At 50.1% G+C, this 17028-nt stretch carries 17 protein-coding genes; 8 read left to right on the forward strand and 9 right to left on the reverse strand.

Annotated features, from left to right (window positions below; all coding sequences use genetic code 11):
• Positions 1-52: 52 nt before the first annotated feature.
• From MP213Fo_RS10865 to MP213Fo_RS10875, 3 genes are all read right to left on the reverse strand, one after another.
• Positions 53-973 (reverse strand): NAD-dependent epimerase/dehydratase family protein, encoded by a 921-nt coding sequence (locus tag MP213Fo_RS10865; RefSeq protein WP_421089031.1) that lies wholly within the window; start codon positions 971-973, stop codon positions 53-55.
• Positions 970-2157: a tRNA epoxyqueuosine(34) reductase QueG gene (gene queG, locus MP213Fo_RS10870; protein ID WP_421091110.1), complete on the reverse strand. Its 1188-nt coding sequence runs from the start codon at positions 2155-2157 to the stop codon at positions 970-972. The genes MP213Fo_RS10865 and queG overlap by 4 nt, the downstream gene beginning before the upstream one ends.
• A 70-nt stretch (positions 2158-2227) precedes the next feature.
• Entirely contained in the window at positions 2228-2920 is a 693-nt protein-coding gene (locus MP213Fo_RS10875; protein ID WP_421091111.1) for a glutathione S-transferase family protein, read from the reverse strand.
• 360 nt (positions 2921-3280) lie between these two features.
• Here MP213Fo_RS10875 and MP213Fo_RS10880 point away from each other — a divergent pair, with 360 nt between their 5' ends.
• On the forward strand, positions 3281-4087 hold the full coding sequence (locus tag MP213Fo_RS10880; protein WP_421089032.1) for an undecaprenyl-diphosphate phosphatase: 807 nt from the start codon (positions 3281-3283) through the stop codon (positions 4085-4087).
• Positions 4088-4209: 122 nt separating this feature from the next.
• Here MP213Fo_RS10880 and MP213Fo_RS10885 read toward each other — a convergent pair whose 3' ends face one another.
• Entirely contained in the window at positions 4210-5199 is a 990-nt protein-coding gene (locus MP213Fo_RS10885) for a complex I NDUFA9 subunit family protein (RefSeq protein ID WP_421089033.1), read from the reverse strand.
• 269 nt (positions 5200-5468) lie between these two features.
• On the opposite strand from MP213Fo_RS10885, the gene lepA reads away from it, so the two are divergent.
• Together lepA and MP213Fo_RS10895 are read left to right on the forward strand one after the other, a co-directional pair.
• Positions 5469-7277 (forward strand): translation elongation factor 4, encoded by a 1809-nt coding sequence (gene lepA, locus MP213Fo_RS10890; protein ID WP_421089034.1) that lies wholly within the window; start codon positions 5469-5471, stop codon positions 7275-7277.
• A gap of 75 nt (positions 7278-7352) precedes the next feature.
• Positions 7353-7604 carry a SelT/SelW/SelH family protein gene (locus tag MP213Fo_RS10895; protein ID WP_421089035.1) on the forward strand — a complete coding sequence of 84 codons (252 nt, stop codon included), beginning with the start codon at positions 7353-7355 and terminating at the stop codon, positions 7602-7604.
• Positions 7605-7765: 161 nt separating this feature from the next.
• Here the strand turns inward: MP213Fo_RS10895 and MP213Fo_RS10900 are convergent, their stop codons facing one another.
• The gene (locus MP213Fo_RS10900) at positions 7766-8998 is read right to left on the reverse strand and encodes a DNA recombination protein RmuC (RefSeq protein ID WP_421091112.1); all 1233 of its coding nucleotides are present in this window, start codon (positions 8996-8998) and stop codon (positions 7766-7768) included.
• Between the two features lie 225 nt (positions 8999-9223).
• Between MP213Fo_RS10900 and def the strand changes: the two genes are divergently transcribed.
• The 3 genes from def (at position 9224) to truA (ending at position 11584) form a co-directional block, all read left to right on the forward strand.
• The gene (gene def / locus MP213Fo_RS10905) at positions 9224-9757 is read left to right on the forward strand and encodes a peptide deformylase (protein ID WP_421089036.1); all 534 of its coding nucleotides are present in this window, start codon (positions 9224-9226) and stop codon (positions 9755-9757) included.
• Positions 9758-9860: 103 nt separating this feature from the next.
• Positions 9861-10796 carry a methionyl-tRNA formyltransferase gene (fmt, locus tag MP213Fo_RS10910; RefSeq protein ID WP_421089037.1) on the forward strand — a complete coding sequence of 312 codons (936 nt, stop codon included), beginning with the start codon at positions 9861-9863 and terminating at the stop codon, positions 10794-10796.
• Positions 10797-10828: 32 nt separating this feature from the next.
• Positions 10829-11584 carry a tRNA pseudouridine(38-40) synthase TruA gene (truA, locus tag MP213Fo_RS10915; RefSeq protein ID WP_421089038.1) on the forward strand — a complete coding sequence of 252 codons (756 nt, stop codon included), beginning with the start codon at positions 10829-10831 and terminating at the stop codon, positions 11582-11584.
• 22 nt (positions 11585-11606) lie between these two features.
• Here truA and MP213Fo_RS10920 read toward each other — a convergent pair whose 3' ends face one another.
• Positions 11607-12203 (reverse strand): hypothetical protein, encoded by a 597-nt coding sequence (locus MP213Fo_RS10920; protein ID WP_421089039.1) that lies wholly within the window; start codon positions 12201-12203, stop codon positions 11607-11609.
• Positions 12204-12284: 81 nt separating this feature from the next.
• On the reverse strand, positions 12285-13472 hold the full coding sequence (gene dapE, locus MP213Fo_RS10925) for a succinyl-diaminopimelate desuccinylase (protein ID WP_421091113.1): 1188 nt from the start codon (positions 13470-13472) through the stop codon (positions 12285-12287).
• A 425-nt stretch (positions 13473-13897) separates the two neighbouring features.
• Between dapE and MP213Fo_RS10930 the strand changes: the two genes are divergently transcribed.
• Positions 13898-14089 carry a hypothetical protein gene (locus tag MP213Fo_RS10930; protein ID WP_421089040.1) on the forward strand — a complete coding sequence of 64 codons (192 nt, stop codon included), beginning with the start codon at positions 13898-13900 and terminating at the stop codon, positions 14087-14089.
• A gap of 81 nt (positions 14090-14170) precedes the next feature.
• Here MP213Fo_RS10930 and dapD read toward each other — a convergent pair whose 3' ends face one another.
• Complete coding sequence (dapD, locus tag MP213Fo_RS10935; protein ID WP_421089041.1) at positions 14171-15025, reverse strand: 2,3,4,5-tetrahydropyridine-2,6-dicarboxylate N-succinyltransferase; 855 nt, start codon at positions 15023-15025, stop codon at positions 14171-14173.
• Positions 15026-15281: 256 nt separating this feature from the next.
• On the opposite strand from dapD, the gene MP213Fo_RS10940 reads away from it, so the two are divergent.
• Positions 15282-16121: an LOG family protein gene (locus MP213Fo_RS10940; protein WP_421089042.1), complete on the forward strand. Its 840-nt coding sequence runs from the start codon at positions 15282-15284 to the stop codon at positions 16119-16121.
• Positions 16122-16206: 85 nt separating this feature from the next.
• Here the strand turns inward: MP213Fo_RS10940 and MP213Fo_RS10945 are convergent, their stop codons facing one another.
• On the reverse strand, positions 16207-16926 hold the full coding sequence (locus MP213Fo_RS10945; protein ID WP_421089043.1) for a pyrimidine 5'-nucleotidase: 720 nt from the start codon (positions 16924-16926) through the stop codon (positions 16207-16209).
• Between the last annotated feature and the right edge of the window lie 102 nt (positions 16927-17028).

The following is a 17028-nucleotide window of genomic DNA, read 5'->3' on the forward strand; positions in this document are numbered from 1 at the left end:
CAAAACAAATAAACAGAGCATTTTTTATGGTCCAGCCTAAAGTAAAAGTACTCTAACGCCCTTCGCCTTGCGCAAATAATGCATCTAATCCTGCATGATAATCAGGATAGTGTAACTGATAACCGGTTGCTTTCAAGGCTGCATTCGAGGCGCGCTTGCATTCGAGATAGAATGAGCGTGCCATTGGTGACAATTCCGCAAGCTCATAATCAATGGCAGGCGGAGGCGTAACACCGAGTAATCCGGCAGCATAGGTTATGATTTCATGCGCTGGTGCGGGCAGGTCATCAGCCAGATTATAAATTCCACCTTGATTATTGAGAGCTAGATGCGCCAATGCGCCGCCAATATCTGCAACATGAATACGGTTGAAAACATGGTCCTTTTTAATCAGGCGATGGGCACGGCCATTTTGAATGCTGGCTAAAGCATTGCGTGCCTGCCCGTGAAAACTTGGCCCATAAATACCGGCAATACGCAAGATAGAGCAGGCAATTGCGGGGCTGCTTTGCGCCAGCCATTGCTGTTCAGCAGTGATACGGGCAATGGAGCGCGACGATAGAGGTTTGAGCTCTGAACGCTCATCCACCCACGCGCCCTGATAATCACCATAGACACCGATGGTTGAAAGATAGCTGATGAACTGTGCTTGGGGGGCGTAATGCGCCAGGCCTTCAGGCATCAGGCCTAGCACCGGATCGGGATCATCGGCACGAGAGCTTACAGGAGCAATTGAGGAGATAATATGGGTGGCCTGCGATAGCTCATCGCGCAACTCTGCATTAAGGCCTTGTTCAGCATCAAACAAAACAGGTGTAATGCCATTATCGCGCAGGATATCGGCCTGCGCGGCACTGCGGGTGGTGCCAGTGATGGAAGTGATGGAGCGGATATTCACTGCTGGATTACTGCGCAGTGCTTTTATAAAATAATGGGCGGAGTAACCGGTGCCAAACAGAAAAATATGCATCATTTATCCTGATCTTGGGGGGTGTTCGGATTTTTTTGAAGCATGACAGTTGCATTGTGCCATTCTTCAAGAACCTCTGGCTCAGTTTCACTCTTCAATGCGTGCTGTTTCAGCTGATTAAAATGCTCAGCCCCAGCTCCAGCTCCGGCTCCGGCCCCTGTCAGTTGTGACAGTGCCCAGACTGCCGCGCCGCGTGTTACCGGCGCAGGATCACTGAGCAATGTTTCAACAACAGGGATATAGGCCGGATTATTTGAGTTTCCTGTCGCAATCAATACGTTACGCAAAAAGCGGTCACGGCCAATCCGTTTAACCGGTGAGCCGGTGAATAAAGCGCGGAATGACGGATCGTCGAGCTGTAACAGGTAATCCAGCGGCGGTTCTTTCAATTCTTCTCGCGCCTGTAGCTTGGCTTCTTTTGCGACTTGTGCAAATTTATTCCACGGACAGGCCGACAGGCAATCATCGCAGCCATAGATGCGGTTGCCGATCATCGAACGAAGTTCGGTCGGGATGGCGCCTTTATTTTCAATCGTGAGATAAGAAATACAGCGCCGTGCATCAATCTGATAGGGTGCAGGAAAAGCGTTGGTAGGGCAGGCATCAAGGCAGGCGCGGCATGATCCACAACTGTCTTTACCGGCTTTATCCGGCTCCAGATCAGCGGTTGTAAAAATGGAGCCTAGAAACAGCCATGAGCCATAGTCTTTCGACACCATATTGGTATGTTTGCCTTGCCAGCCCATACCAGCAGAAACTGCCAGCGGCTTTTCCATTACCGGTGCGGTATCCACAAACACTTTAACCTCATGGCCGGTGCGTGCCGCAAAGCGGCTGGCCATGTGTTTAAGTTTGCCTTTGATAATATCGTGGTAATCGCGGTTTTGTGCGTAAACGGAAATAGCGCCGCAATCGCGCTTTTGCTGCAATTGCCGCGGGTCGTGGTAGGGGCCATAATTCATCGCGAGCATGACGATGGAGCGCACCTCCTGCCAGAGCTCGGAAGGATTGGCACGCCGTTGTGCGGTTTCTTCCAGCCATTCCATTGAACCATGGCGGCCTTTATCAAGAAAATAACGCAGTCGCTCGGGCGCCTGCGGAATAGCATCGGGCGTGGTGATAGCCACAACGTCAAAGCCGACCGCTGCCGCTTCTTCGGTTAAGAAGCGCTTGAGGCGGACAGGCATAGGCTCGTCACTTTTGGGCAGGGGGCTCTTTGGCTGGGGATTGTTCGGGCGCGGCTTTTCAGGCGCCGGATCAGAAGTCGAGGTCGCCATAATGCGATGCCGGAAAAATGCCGCGTACGCGGTCGGAAAGAAGCGGTCGGAAAGACGGGCGGGATTTCATCCGTGCATACCATTCGCGGGTGGCGCGGTGCTCAGCCCATTCAACTTCGCCCAAATAATCAAGAATAGATATACCGGCTGCCGCTGCCATATCGGCATAGCTTGGCAGATCACCGGCCATCCAGTTGCGGGTGGCGGCAAGCCAGTCTGTATAACGCAGATGCTGGCGGATATTGGCACGGGCAGCGCGGATGGCGGTGGAATCGGGGGCAGACGAGCCCATTTCCTGCGACATCTGCAATTTAAACACCCGTTCACGGGCGAGGTGACGGGTGACTTCGTTTTCAAACTTGATTAAAAACCAATCGACAAGACGGCGCACTTCTGCGCGCTCCATCGGGGTTTCCGGCAGCAGGCGGCGATTGCGTTTTAAGGCGCCGCGGGTTTCATCCATATATTCGGCAATCACAGTGGCGCCAACCACCGGTATATCATTTTCAGCCAGTAATACCGGTAAAGTACCGGCAGGGTTCAACGCCAGAAACTCTTTACGACGCGCCCATGGCCGTTCCTCAATCAGCTCCGCTTCGACACCATACTCATTGAGAATGAGGCGAACATAGCGTGAAGTGGTGGACATCGGATGATGAAACAGCGTGAGCATGTGGTGCGACATTACTTTCGGGTGCGGCTTGCCGGTCTGCATTGTGGCCAGACCTCAGGAAAGACTAAATTTCAGCAGAATGCTGCAGTGAAACAGAAAGCGGTATAAAAGCGCCTGCGAAGCATTTTGCGCGAGTATACACATTCCCTATAAATAATTGGTTAGGATGCTTGGTCTACATAATAATGCATTGCATTTGGATTAAAAACATTTCAACAGGCTGAATTTAAGGCAGGGTTGATGTTTTAAACGCAGTTTTTTCGGTTAAAAGACATATGATTCGCCCCTTTGCGGGCACTTTGAGCGTGCAAAGTCCGGATATGGCAAATTCACGCAACGCAGAAAAAGGTATTCGGCATTATGGACGCATGGGCAATATTCGAGGCTGCGATTCTCGGCCTTCTGGAAGGTGTTACAGAATTTCTGCCGGTTTCATCTACCGGGCATCTTTTGCTGGCCGGGCATTTTCTAGGGTTTGAATCCACAGGGCGCACGTTTGAAGTGCTGATCCAGCTCGGGGCCATTCTGGCTATTTTGAGCGTCTATTTTGGCCGGTTATGGAAACTGATCACAGATTTGCCGCGTGATGCAGGCGCACGCCGTTTTGCCACCGGTATTATTCTGGCATTTTTGCCAGCGGCGGTTATTGGTGCTTTTGCCCATAGCTATATCAAGCAGGTTTTGTTCGAAACGCCGATGCTGGTGTGTTCGATGTTAATTCTTGGTGGTTTCGTCTTACTTTGGGTCGATCGGTTACCGCTGCGCCCGCGCTATAATGATGTGACCCAATATCCGTTGAAAATGTGCTTCACCATTGGTGTTGTGCAATGTCTGGCGATGATTCCGGGGGTATCGCGCTCCGGCTCGACGATTGTTGGTGCCTTGCTGATGGGGGCCGATAAACGCTCTGCGGCAGAGTTTTCATTCTTTCTTGCCATGCCGACCATGGCCGGCGCCTTTGCCTATGATCTTTATAAGAATCACGCTTTGCTGTCCGCTAATGATCTGACACAGATCGGTATCGGTTTTGTTGCTGCCTTTATCTCCGGTGTGATTGTGGTGCGGTATTTGCTGGATTATGTTTCACGCCATGGCTTTGCGTTGTTTGCATGGTGGCGGCTGATTGTGGGCTCCGCCGGTATGGCAGCCCTGCTGGTTTGGGGATAAATCGCAAATATCAAGACAAACAAAAGGCCCCGAAAGGGGCCTTTATTGTAATGCGTGATATCTGGTTTAGAGCAGTTTTTTGCTTCAATAGAAAATAAAGACGCTCTAACGCGCCAGATTTATTAGCGCGCAAGGCTAGCCTTGTCATACTGACCGATAACGCGGTAGCGCCACAGATAGGATGGCAGAATTGCATCCACTGCCTGCGGCTTGATGCCAAGCCCTTCAAGGGTCAGACCGGCATCCGAGGCCGATTGCGAAACCACATTGTCGCTTTTCAGCAATTTAACATGGTCGCTGGTCAGCGGCGGGTTTGGCAGCAGGCCGAGAACTTTGCCCTGTAATTTGGCGATAAACCATGGCAGGTTGATGAAGGCACGTTTGCGGCCAATCACTTCCAGCGAAATTTCCATGCACCGGCGCAGTGACAAGACTTCCGCGCCACCCAGCTCATAAATTTTGCCAGCCTGCAATTTGCCCTCAACAGCGCGTGCAATGGCTTCCGCTACATCGCCAACATAAACCGGTTGGAATTCGGTTTTGCCGCCGCCGATCAGCGGCATAAATGGTGTGAAGCGGGACATGCCGGCAAATTTGTTGAAAAAATTATCTTCCGGACCGAAAAAAACACTTGGCCGCACAATGATTGCATCCGGTTTAACATTCAGAACCTGACGTTCAGCCTCGCCCTTGGTGCGGGCATATTCGGATGGGCTTTTGATATCTGCGCCCAAAGCTGACATATGCAGCAGTGGCAGACCCGCGGCGGCTGTTGCCTCGGCAACATGTTTGGCACCAACCGCATGGATAGTGTTAAAGCGCTGTTTGCCGCTTTCAGAAAGAATGCCTACAAGATTAATCACATAATCTGCACCCTGTACGGCGCGCTCAACTGACCACCGATGACGGATATTGGCCTGCACGAGCTGGATCTGGCCCACTGTGCCGAGGGGCTGAATATAATAGGCTGCTGCCGGTTTGCGCACAGCCACGCGTACGCGAAATCCGCGTCGTGCCAACGCATCAACCACATGGCGACCGACAAAACCTGAGCCGCCAAAAACTGTTACGAGCTTCGGCTTCGTGCGGTGATTAATCGTTTGCGTGTTCATACCAGTCTCCTGAGGCCAGTTTCCTGCGGCCAGTCTTATATATATAGCATGATCACTGCGTTGCAGCCTGGTGCATAAATCCGCAGTAAATTACAGAATGCCTGATCTCCGCCCGTTAAGGCTGATGGTTGCTTTTGCCCGTGCTTTAATGGTTTTTTGCGGCTTCGCAAAGGGGACATAATGCTCCATACCCTGAAAGATTGCTTTTAAAGCGCTGTTTTGCATCAAACCCCTTTGCCTTTGTGCGAATCTGCTGCTAAATCGCGCGCATGAGCACACCACTTGACCATATTCGGAATTTTTCCATCGTCGCCCATATTGATCATGGGAAGTCGACCCTTGCTGACCGTTTGATTCAACAGACCGGCGGCCTTGAAAATCGTGAGATGAAAGAGCAAGTGCTCGACTCGATGGATATCGAGCGCGAGCGCGGCATCACGATCAAGGCGCAGACTGTGCGGCTTAGCTATCGTGCGAAAAATGGTGAGGACTATATTCTCAACCTGATCGACACACCGGGCCATGTTGACTTTGCCTATGAAGTTTCCCGCTCGCTGGCGGCCTGTGAAGGCTCGCTGCTGGTGGTGGATGCTTCACAAGGTGTGGAAGCACAGACGCTGGCTAATGTGTATCAGGCAATGGACAATAATCACGAGCTGGTTGTTGTTCTCAATAAGATTGATTTACCTGCCGCAGATCCTGATCGGGTTAAAGAGCAGGTTGAAGATGTGATCGGCATTGATGCGTCTGATGCGGTGATGATTTCTGCCAAAAGCGGCATTGGTATTCCGGATGTTCTGGAAGCGATTGTTAACCGTCTGCCGGCACCGAGAGAGGGCGACCGTAATGCGCCGTTGAAAGCCATGCTGGTGGACAGCTATTACGATACATATCTTGGTGTGATCGTTTTGGTGCGTATTATCGACGGCGTTTTGAAAAAAGGCCAGACTATCCGCATGATGGGAACGGGTGCTAAATATCCGGTTGAACGTGTGGGTGTGTTTACACCTAAAATGGTTGCAGTCGAAGATTTGGGCCCTGGTGAACTTGGTTTTATTACCGCTTCGATCAAGGAAGTGGCGGATACCCGCGTTGGTGATACCATTACCGAAGATCGCCGCCCGACTGCCAATATGCTGACTGGTTTTAAACCTGCGCAGCCGGTTGTTTTCTGTGGGTTGTTTCCGGTTGATGCCGCGGATTTTGAAGACCTGCGCGCTGCGATGGGCAAGCTGCGCCTTAATGATGCAAGCTTTTCGTTTGAGATGGAAACATCTGCTGCGCTTGGCTTCGGTTTCCGTTGCGGCTTCCTTGGGCTGTTGCATCTTGAAATCATTCAGGAGCGGCTTGAGCGCGAGTTCAATCTCGACCTGATCGCCACTGCACCTTCGGTTGTCTATCGCATGAATATGATGGATGGCTCGATGAAGGAATTGCACAATCCTGCAGATATGCCGGATGTGGTGAAGATTACCTCGATTGAAGAGCCGTGGATTAAAGCAACGATTTTGACACCGGATGAATATCTGGGGTCAATTTTGAAGTTGTGTCAGGAGCGTCGCGGTATTCAGCTGGATCTGTCTTATGTCGGTCCGCGCGCTATGGTCACTTACGAGCTGCCGCTCAACGAAGTGGTATTTGATTTCTATGATCGTCTGAAGTCAATTTCTAAAGGCTATGCGTCTTTTGACTATAATCTTTCGGAATATAAAGAAGGTGATCTGGTCAAAATGTCGATCCTCGTTAATGACGAGCCGGTTGATGCTTTGTCGATGCTGGTGCACCGTTCGGCCGCAGAAAAACGTGGTCGCGTATTGTGTGAAAAGCTGAAAGACCTGATCCCGCAGCATATGTTTAAAATTCCTATTCAGGCAGCTATTGGCGGACGTATCGTTGCGCGTGAAACTATTTCGGCGTTGCGTAAGGACGTGACGGCAAAATGTTACGGCGGTGATATTTCACGTAAGCGCAAACTTCTGGACAAGCAGAAGGAAGGTAAAAAGCGCATGCGTCAGTTCGGTCGGGTGGAAATCCCCCAGGAAGCTTTCATTCAGGCGCTTAAAATGGGCGATGAATAAGCTTTATAACAACCATATTATGTGTGACAGACCCGCCTTCCGGCGGGTTTGCTTTTAAAAAGATCAGGATAGACAATGACAATGAAACCACGTGTGACGATTGAATATTGCATTAAATGCAACTGGATGCTGCGTGCTGCCTGGGCTGCACAAGAGCTATTGCAGGCTTTTGGCGATGAAATCGGTGAATGCGCTTTGATTCCGGGCGATGATGGTAATTATATTGTGCGGATGAATGATCAGGTGATCTGGGATCGTAAAATTGAAAACGGTTTTCCGGACACGGATGCGCTGGTTGCCCGTATTCGCGAAGCTGCAAAAGCTTGAATGTTGAGCATTCACATTTAATTTATGCGCTGTAAAATCGTCTAAATAGTTAATATTATTATATAAAGTAAAGCCGGTTGCGCAGTGCGACCGGCTTTTTTATTGGGAGCATAAGAGGCTGCACTGAAATGTTGAGAAAGAGATTCTGAACGTTAAAATCTCTAGATTAGTCGTGGCGATCCAGTAGCAAAATCTTGCTGTAAACCGCCACTTTCAGGCGCTTCGACTGGTTTTTGATCGACTTGATTTTCAGCGGCGCTTAGCTCGAGTGCTTCAATTTTTGCGCTGCGGCGGGTGACTTTGGACGATGAAATAAGAATGTCATCAATGTCGCGGCTGACTTGCGAAAAGTGGGTTTGCAATTTTCGTACACGCTCATCAAGGCGTGACACATCATCCATGAGCCGCACAACCTCAGCTTGTATCAGGTGCGCCTGTTCGCGCATCCGCGCATCTTTGAGTACTGATTGAATAACCTGAATGGAGAGCATCAGTAGAGAAGGCGAGACGATCACAACGCGGGCGCGGTGTGCCCGTTGAATGATCATTTCAAAATTCTCATGAATTTCAGCGAAGATCGATTCTGATGGTACGAACAAAAAAGCTGTATCCTGCGTTTCACCGGTAATAAAATATTTAGCGGCAATATCGCGGATATGCACCTCCATATCGCGGCGAAACAAGGTCTCATAATGGCGTTTGGCCTCCGGTGTTTCTGAGGCTTTCAGAGCATTCCAGCTTTCAAGCGGAAATTTGGCATCAACCACCAGTGAAGCAGTGCCATTCGGCATTTTCACCAAACAATCAGGGCGCGTGCCATTGGTAAGCGTTGCCTGAAATTGATAGGCATTCATGGGCAGGCCGTCGGCAATAATTGCCTCCATCCGCGATTGACCGAATGCGCCCCGGGTTTGCTTATTGGCAAGAATAGCCTGCAATTGAACAACCTGACCAGCGAGCGACTGGATATTGTTTTGTGCGGTATCAATAACCGCCAGTCGTTCCTGTAGCTTGCTTAAGTTTTCATGGGTTGAGCGGGTTTGCTCATGGATGCTGCGCCCCAAATGATGGGTCATACCATCGAGCCGGTCGCGGATCGATTTATTAAGCTCAGCTTGGCGCGAACCGAATAATTCGGCCATGGTTTGCATGCGGCCTTGCATTTCTGCCTGACTTTTAAGGATGGAGTGCATTTGCATTTCCGCCTCACGTGCACGCTCTTCAGATTGGAACTGAGTGTGCAGCAATGCGCGGTTGTTGCGGGTGGCAACCCACATACCGAGCAGTATCACAACCAGCACAAAGCTGCCGGCCATGAGCAGGGATTGTGCTGGGGTGATACCCAGAGATTCAAAAATTGTAACCGGTATTGCGGAGGTAGATGTTGTTTCCATACGCATAGTCTATGCGATTCGGCTTGAAATAGTTAGAATAAAACAAGAACAAAACTATCGTTGTTTTTGTGATATTCCGTAATTTTATTGACGGCAGTACAATGAAAGATTAGAGCGGTCTGTATTCAGGCTGGACCTCGGCGCTCGCTGTCATTTTTTTGTTTTGTGTATTGTCGCCGGCTTCACATATTTCCGTTCGATTGCGAAATGCTCTAGGTAAACGACATGACGATTAAGCCGATTATTTTTATTCCTGATCCGATCCTGCGTGCGGTCTCTGCGCCGGTCGAGCGTTTCGATGCAGGTTTGCGTAAGTTTGCCGATGATATGTTTGCCACGATGTATGATGCGCCGGGCATTGGTCTGGCTGCCATTCAGGTTGCCGAGCCCATTCGGATGGTTGTGATTGATCTGGCAAAAGAGGGCGATGCGCCTGAGCCGCATGTGTTTATCAACCCTAAAATCGTTGAGCGCTCGGATGAGCCAAGCACATATGAAGAGGGTTGCCTGTCGATTCCTGATTATTATGCCGAGGTTGAGCGCCCTGCGAGCGTGCGTGTGACATATCAGAGCATTGATGGCAAGCCGCAGGAAATGCTGGCTGAAGGGCTGATGGCCACATGTATTCAGCATGAGATTGATCATCTCGACGGTGTGTTGTTTATCGACCATATTTCAAAGCTGAAGCGGGATATGGTGATTAAGAAGTTCAAGAAGCTGGCAAAAACCAATGTGCCGGCATCGGCTGGTAAAATCTGATCATTTCAGAGCGTATTATTTCTTTGTTTCAACGTCATGTCATGAATAAAACTTCCTGCTTTTCATGGCATGGCGCGAATTAAAACTGCAGATTGGATAGTCTATGTCGTTACGCATTGTTTTCATGGGCACGCCGGAATTTTCTGTTCCGGTGATGACGGCGCTGATCGGGCAGGGCTATGAGATTGTTGCCGTATACAGCCAGCCGCCACGCCCTGCAGGACGGCGCGGGCTGGAGCTCACCAAATCACCGGTGCATGAAAAAGCTGAAGAATTTGGCATTCCGGTTTTCACGCCTAAAAGCCTGAAAAGCGAAGAAGAGCAGCAGATTTTCCGTGATCTGAATGCAGATGTAGCGGTTGTTGTTGCTTATGGCATGCTGCTGCCAAAAGCTATTCTCGAAGCGCCGGAACTTGGCTGCTATAACGGACATGCCTCACTGCTGCCACGCTGGCGCGGTGCTGCACCAATTCAGCGTGCGATTATGGCGGGTGATATTGAATCCGGCATTATGATCATGAAGATGGATGAGGGGCTGGATACAGGTCCTGTTGCCATGGTTGAGAAAGTGGCGATCACCCCGAATATGACATCGGGTGAATTGCATGACCGCTTGAGCATCACCGGTGCCGATCTGATGGTGCGTGCAATGGCAGCTCTTGAGCGCGACAGCCTGAAGCTAACCCCGCAATCTGCTGATGGCGTGACCTATGCTGCCAAGATTGACAAGGCTGAGGCGCGCATTGACTGGTCGCAGACAGCCAAGGCCGTACATGACCGTATCCGCGGTCTGGCGCCGTTTCCTGGCGCATGGTGTGAGGTTGAAGTGAATGGCGCGCAGGAGCGTGTCAAAATTCTGCGCTCACAGCGTGTAGATGGCTCGGGCAAGCCCGGCGAAGTGCTGGATGGTGCTTTGCATGTTGCATGCGGCGAGGGTGCTGTGGCGCTAACTTTGGTGCAAAAAGCCGGTGGCAAACCGGTGAGCGCAACCGAGTTCTGCAATGGGGTTAAGCTGGCGACCGGAACAATTTTACCATGACTGATCAATCTCCTGTTTTCGGAGGCCTATGAATGCCGCGCTACCGACTGACAATTGAATATGATGGCACGCCTTATTGCGGATGGCAGCGGCAGGATAACGCAACCAGTGTGCAACAGACGATTGAAACCGCCGTATTCAAATTTTGCGGTGAGCATACGGCAATCGGTGCGGCCGGCCGCACCGATTCAGGCGTGCATGCTTTCGGACAGACTGCGCATCTTGATCTGAGCAAAGACTGGTCTGCCACCAAAGTGCGCGATGCGCTCAATGCGCATCTGCTGGCTGCAGAAGAAACGGTTTATATTCTGAATGTCGAGAAAGTGCCGGATCGGTTTGATGCGCGTTTTAGTGCGTTAGGCCGGCACTATCTTTATCGTATTGTTAATCGCCGCACACCGCTGGCGCTGGAAGCCAATCGTGCATGGTGGGTATCAAAGCGGCTTGATGCCGATGTGATGCAGGAAGCGGCGCAATTGCTGATCGGTACGCATGACTTTACCACATTCCGTTCGAGCCAGTGCCAATCTAAAAGCCCCGTGAAAACGCTGGCGCGTCTTGACGTAACGCGCTGCGGCGAGTTGATCGAGGTGCGTGCCTCTGCCCGCTCGTTTTTGCATAATCAGGTCCGTTCGCTGGTCGGCAGTATTGCGGATGTTGGTTGCGGCCGCTGGAGCCATGATGATTTGCTGGCAGCGCTTGCCAAGCGCGATCGCAAAGCCTGCGGTGTGGTGGCGCCGGCGCACGGGCTATATATGATCGGCGCTGATTATTCGCCGATCCTCTGAATTGCGCGCCTTTTGATACGGTTTATTGCATTGGCAATAAACCGGCCAGACTTTGCAAAATGATTGTCAGCATAATACTGCTAAATAACAGAGTGAGAAAAAACGGAGCCGTGTAGCTGTGCGGTCTTTGCAGCGCTGCGCGGGTGAGCCGGTAGCTGAGTGCCAGTGTTGCCAGAAACACCCCGAAGCCGACACCTGCAAATACCGCTGAAAAATTTGGCAGTAGCAGGTTTAAAAATGTAAGCGGCGCATAAATCCACGCAAATAAAGCACTGCCCCAGTTGGTGGCAACGACATAGGTGGAAAACCGCCGCTCAAGACCAAGGCTGCGGCTGAGAAAGCCGATGATAATCAGCGGCAGCAGCCAGATAATCATATCAATAGTGCCAAGCTTGAGGCTGCTGATCATGCGCAGCGCAGCTGTGCCGTTGCCCTCGCTCAGGCGGGCAGAGATTTCGACCCAGCCGAGTAGCAGTGGCGGCAATGCAATAGGAATAGCATAAAAAGATTGCCAGAAACCGTCAGCCGAAGTGTTGAGGGTGTTCAACGCCTCAGGGCGACCTGTCATTGCACGCCAGACCGCAGAAAAATAAAGCTGGATTTCTTCAAAACTGGGCATAGGCAACCTGTAACGTCAGCGGATTAGTTTTGTGGCCATTCCGAAGATTTCGAAATGGCCACAAAAGCGAAGGGTTTTTAATCAGGCGAAAAAGTCTTCGATGAATTTTTCGTAGATCTCAGTCAGTTTTTCAAGGTCTTTCAGCGCAGCACGCTCATTGGCCATATGCATGGTCTGGCCAACAAGGCCAAATTCCACCACAGGGCAATAATCCTTGATGAAGCGTGCATCAGATGTGCCGCCGGATGTGGATAATGCCGCCTGTTTACCGGTTTTGGCTTCAATGGCACCATTCAATGCATTGATCAGTTTTTCACTGCGGGTCAAAAATACATGGCTCGGGCGTTCACGCCATTCCAGCGTATAGCGGATGGCGTTGTCTTTGCCCTGACGTAGTTCATTATTATGTGCACCTTCTTCAAGGCGGCGGGTAACTTCGTCCTGCAGCGACTCAGCTGTCCACGTATCATTAAAGCGGATGTTAAAGGTTGCCACAGCTTGCGAGGGAATGACATTGGTGGCCGGATTGCCAACATCAATAGATGTGATTTCGAGATTGGTTGCCTGAAAATTCTCAGTACCGGTATCAAATACCGGCAGCAGCAAATGATTGAGAAGGGTAATAATACCACGCACCGGATTATCGGCATTATGCGGGTAGGCCGCATGCCCCTGTATGCCATGCACGGTAATTGCGCCGGTAACCGAGCCGCGACGGCCGATTTTGATCATATCACCAAGGCGGTCAGGGTTGGTCGGCTCGCCGACAAGCGAAGCATCCCAGCTTTCGCCTTTGGCTTTTGCCCATTCCAGAAGTTTTACCGTGCCGTTAATTGCAGGGCCTTCTTCATCACCGGTAATCAGAAATGAAATATTTGGTTTACGGTCCGGATTTTTTTTAAGGTAGCGGCTGGTCGCTGCAATGAAGCAGGCAATGCCGCCCTTCATATCGACTGCACCACGGCCAAACATTTCACCATTTTCAATGGCTGCGCTGAAGGGTGGATGTTTCCACTGGGCAAGATCACCAGTTGGCACAACATCGGTATGGCCTGCAAACATCAGATGCGGCCCTGTGCCATTTAATCTGGCATAGAGATTTTCAATGTCCGGCGTACCGTCTTCCGTGAAGGTAGGACGGTCGATGCTGAAACCCATCGGGGTCAGCATATCCTGAATTACGGTCAGTGCTCCGCCTTCTGCCGGTGTAACGGACGGGCAGCGGATCAGAGCGGCGAGGTTTTCTGCGGGGTCAAATGTACTCATCATAGTCAAGGTTTAGCAGAAGCCGTTTGGCTGTGCATCCAGAATTTATGCTGTTTGACCAAGGTTCTCACGGCAATGTGTTCACGTGGCATCTGCTATATATGCGTAATCGGTAATATTTACGTGAAAATACGCCACTGTTCATCATTTAAGAACTGTAAAAGTGTACAGATTGTCTGGCAATTGAGAACAATGGAGGGGTGTTGTTTAAATTAAACCACAATTCAAAATACTAACTCATTGAAATTATTGTATTTTAAGTTCGTGCACATATTTATTGTCTTAAATTATGACTTAATCCGGTATGAGTTATAAAATTTATGTGAGTTGAAGAAGTGCTCATTGTTTCCTATTTAGTTGTTATCGGAACAACACATCTCCCAAGACTGTTCCAACTACGTTGATAAAAACAACAAAGGAAATTTAAAATGAAAAAGATTGTTTTGACTGTTGCTGCCCTTGCATTTTCTGCCGGTGTTGCTCTTGCTGAAAACCCAAATGTAGGCACACCTGATGATCTGTATTCCGGTGACAAGACACCTGTAACAAGCTCTGCTCCAGTTAAGATCATTGTCGATGCTGATGGTTTTGCACCTGCACCTGCAGGTTCAAACCGCTAAAACCGGCGCTACAAAAATGAACTACAAAAAACGGCGGATCTCAGACCCGCCGTTTTTCATATTCTCGTAACAACTTTAATATTAATCGCGTAGCAATTCATTGATTGAGGTTTTCGAGCGGGTTTTCTCATCCACGCGTTTTACAATCACTGCGCAATACAGGCTCGGCCCCATTTCACCATTCGGGAAAGGTTTGCCCGGCATCGTACCGGCAACCACGACCGAATAGGGTGGTACTTCACCATAAAAAATTTCGCCGGTTGCACGATCGACGATCTTGGTGGATTTGCCGATATAAACGCCCATGCCTAGTACTGCACCTTCGCGGATAATGCAGCCTTCAACCACTTCTGAACGTGCGCCAATAAAGCAGTTATCTTCAATAATCGTTGGCTCAGCCTGCAATGGCTCTAGCACGCCGCCAATGCCAACTCCGCCTGACAGATGCACATTCTTGCCGATCTGTGCACAGGAGCCGACAGTTGCCCATGTGTCAACCATGGTGCCTTCGCCGACATAAGCGCCGAGATTAACAAAAGACGGCATCAGCACCGCGCTTGGCGCGATATAGGCTGAATGGCGTATGACGCAGTTTGGCACTGCGCGGAATCCGGCTTCAGTAAACTCATCAGCAGTCCAGCCGTCAAATTTGGACGGTACTTTATCCCACCAGACAGACTGCCCCGGGCCGCCTTTGATGATTTCCATCGGGTTCAGACGGAACGACAGCAACACGGCTTTCTTCAGCCATTGATTAACCTGCCACTGGCCATCCGCCTGCTTTTCGGCAACGCGTGCTTTACCCTGATCCAGCAGCAACAGAGATTGTGCAACAGCATCACGGATTTCACCGCTGGTTGATACCGATACAGTGTCACGCTCATCAAAAGCTTTCGTGATAATTTTTTCGAGAGCTGACAGATCAGGCTTAGTCATATTATGGCTCCTGAGGAGTTGAAATGAATATAAATCCACATTCATTTCGTCATTTGGACGAGAATTACGGCGAATTATTCAGATTGAGAAATATTTTCGGCAAATGATTAGGCTATGCTTAGAAGCGCGTCAATCTTGGCATTGCCGCTTTTGCACTATATGCCTCAATTAAGCGAATAACGAACCAATGCTTTCACGGCATGCAGGATTTAGCAATCCATGAAGTTGTGGTTCTACGAGAACAGGACAAATATATATGAATCCGCTTGAGAAAGACGGCTGGACACCTTTTACCAATTCCGGCGAAACCGTAAAACGCGCGGCCGTGGTGCCGGATACACCGCAGACCCGTGCACCGGCTTACAGGCTGGCATTCAGCGATGCGGAATTTATGACCAAGCGCGAGTTACGTCCGATCCGTTTACAGCTTGAATTGCTGAAGCCGGAAATGATTATGGAAGAGCGCGGTATTAAATCGACTGTTGTGCTGTTTGGCGGTGCGCGCATTCCGGAGCCCGGCGGCGAGGCCTGGGCTGCAAAAAACGAGGTTCAGAAAAAGAACCTTGAAGCCAATTCGATCTATTATGAAGAAGCGCGTGAATTTGCCCGTCGCTGCTCGGAATATTCAGCCAGTACCTATTATCGTGAATTTGTTATTGTTACCGGTGGCGGTCCTGGTGTGATGGAAGCGGGCAACCGCGGGGCTGCTGATATTGGCGCGCCGTCTATCGGTCTCAATATTGTGCTGCCGCATGAGCAGGCGCCCAATCCGTATGTAACACCGGAACTATGCTTCAACTTCCACTATTTCGCGTTGCGAAAGATGCATTTTCTGTTTCGTGCCAAAGCATTCGCTGTGTTTCCCGGTGGCTTTGGAACAATGGATGAATTGTTTGAAACACTGACCTTGATGCAAACAGATCGTATGGAGCGGGTGCCGCTGGTGCTGTTTGGTAAAGAGTTTTGGACAAAGGCGATCAATATTCCATATCTGGCAGATCAGGGCACTATTTCACCGGAAGATCTGAAGCTGTTCCATTATGTGGATACGGCTGAAGAAGCATGGAATGTAGTGAAAGAGCACTACGGGCTGTAATCAGAAGATTGCGCCCAAATGGGTGATAAGACCGTAACATATTCAAAAGCCGCCGTTGCATGTGATGCCGCGGCGGCTTTTTTGATCAGGCAGTGCCTGTATGCAAACTTGCATGCAGGGCTGTCAGGAATTCTGTGAGATTATCGGTGACAAAATCCACACTATCGGTAAAGGCCGGATCGCTTTCCCAGATTTCACTGAAATCCGGCTCGAAATTATTAGGCACAATCAGAATTGTGCGCATTCCTGTGGCTTTAGGTACGATAAGATTGCGTGCCAGATCTTCGAACATAGCCGCTTTGGTCGGGTCGATGCCGCATTGCTTGTAAAACTGCTCATAAGGCGCGCGTTCAGGCTTGGGTACCAGACCTGCGGCAACAATATCAAAAATATCGTCAAATTCATCAAGAATGCCGAGCTGAAGAGCTGCATTTTCCGCATGTTTACGGTCGCCATTGGTGTAAATAAATTTACGGCCGGGCAGGCGGGCAATGGCTTCACCCAGCATCGGATCAGGCTTCAGCCATGTATAATCAATGTCATGGACTTTAGCTAAAAAGTCGTCAGGGTCGATTTTGTGGCACTCCATCAGGCCTTTCAGCGTGGTGCCATATTCCTGATAAAATTGTTTTTGAATGACCCGTGCTTCATCGCGGGGCAGTTTTAACAATTCTGAGACATAGGCAGTCATACGCACATCAATTTGGGAAAACAAATTGGTATCATGCGGATAAAGCGTATTGTCCATATCGAACACCCAGTCTGTGACATGGGCGAAGTGGTGCGGATCAGGTAAATTTGTCATGGATCACTTATGCCATGAAGCTTTGCAAAGTTCAGCCTTTATTTGCTGCGCGCATAGCCTGTTGAGTGCAATGGATGCTTTGTCGTTCAAGCTGCGTGGCTT

Origin of the sequence: Pseudochrobactrum mosebachae (assembly GCF_048914685.1) — a bacterium.
In the GTDB taxonomy this organism is placed as follows: Bacteria; Pseudomonadota; Alphaproteobacteria; order Rhizobiales; family Rhizobiaceae; genus Pseudochrobactrum.